The 1532-nt window shown below is 58.0% G+C and carries 1 protein-coding gene; it reads right to left on the bottom strand.

From position 1 onward, the window contains the following. Nucleotides 1-19: 19 nt before the first annotated feature. Nucleotides 20-1456, bottom strand: coding sequence for an IS1182 family transposase (locus BLV60_RS33830; protein WP_093060167.1), 1437 nt, complete (start codon nucleotides 1454-1456; stop codon nucleotides 20-22). Nucleotides 1457-1532: the final 76 nt, after the last annotated feature.

Below are 1532 nucleotides of genomic sequence, written 5' to 3'. Positions count from 1 at the left end.
ACAAGACGCGAGTCGGCTCCTACGACTTCATCTCTGCAATCAGGGTACTTGCGCCGAGGATCTTGATTGCTCGCTTGAGGTTGTAGGCCAGAACCTGCAGATTCATCTCGGTTTTCACGTTCGGCAAGGTCTTCGTCAGGAAGTGCGTGGCCCCCATCCACGCTTTCAGGGTGCCGAACACGTGTTCGATCGTTCGTTGCCTGAACTTTGAGGCCTCGGGCGCAGCATCTAGACGTGCCTGGACCTTTTCCAGGACCTCCTCGTACTCCCATCGACTGATGCGCCTGGCTGGCGCCGGGGTGCACTGCGGCTTCAAGTGACAGCCGCCACAGTTTGATGTCCAGTACTTGCGCAACGCCTTGCCGTCCTCAATGGCGGTGAAGCGGTAGATTGCGATCTCGCCCGCCGGACACCGGTACACATCCCGTCGCTTGTCATAGACGAAGTCTCGCTTGTCGAATCTGCCCTCGAACTTGCTGTTGGACGTCAAGGGCTTCGGGACAAGTGTCGCAATGCCCGCACGTTCGCACTCCAGAATCCCGTAGCCTTCGAAGTAGCCTCGATCCGCCAGCACGATTGGTTTGGGGTGTTCGATGGCCTCTTGAGCCGCCTTGGAGATGGCGGCCAGTTGGCCTCGATCGGTTACTGCGTTGGTCACCTCGTGGGCGACGATCATGTGGTGTTTTGCATCGACCGCGGCCTGGACGTTGTAGCCTACGACTGCTGAGCCAAGTCGGCTGGTCGCCATCGAGCGGGCATCCGGATCGGTCAGAGAGATCTGTCGCTCTTGCGTGGACTGAAGCTGCCGCTCGATGGCAGAGATTTCACGCATCTGTCCTTTGATCTTGGCTACCTTTTCCTGGAGGCGCGCAATACGCTCGGGGAGAACCATCGCTGGATCTCGGTCAGCTCGATCAAGTTCGGCAAGGTATCGGCCGATGCTCTGCTCGAGCTGCTGCATCCGCACCTGGAGCTTGTGCTCGTTGAAGTTCTTGTCGCGGTTGTTGACGCCCTTGAACTTGCTTCCGTCCACGGCGATGACGCCGTCGGCAAATAGCTTGAGCCGGCGGCACAAAAGAACGAACTCTCGGCACACCAGACGAATGGCGTCACCATGATCTTTGCGGAAGTCCGCGATGGTCTTGAAATCGGGGGCCAGGCGCCCGGTCAGCCACATCAACTCCACATTGCGCTGTGCCTCTCGCTCCAGGCGTCGACTGGATTGCACTTGGTTCAGATAGCCGTAGATGTAGATCTTCAACAGCACTGAGGGGTGGTACGACGGCCGCCCGGTGGCCGCAGGTTCCGCACCTTCAAAGCCGAACTGATAGAGCTTGAGTTCATCGACAAAGACATCGACTACGCGGATGGGGTTCTCTTCTGAGATGTAGTCGTCAAGGCACTCTGGCAGCAGCGTGATCTGGCTTCGATCCCCTGGCTCGATGAATCGCTTCATGTGGCAACCCAGTTCGTGGCGTTGTCTCAATCTAGGCGACGGTATTCACGGATTCAATGCGTTTTCACACAGCCTC

Origin of the sequence: Variovorax sp. YR634 (assembly GCF_900106655.1) — a bacterium.
GTDB lineage: Bacteria > Pseudomonadota > Gammaproteobacteria > Burkholderiales > Burkholderiaceae_C > Variovorax.
This window is presented reverse-complemented; position numbering and strand designations above follow the sequence as displayed.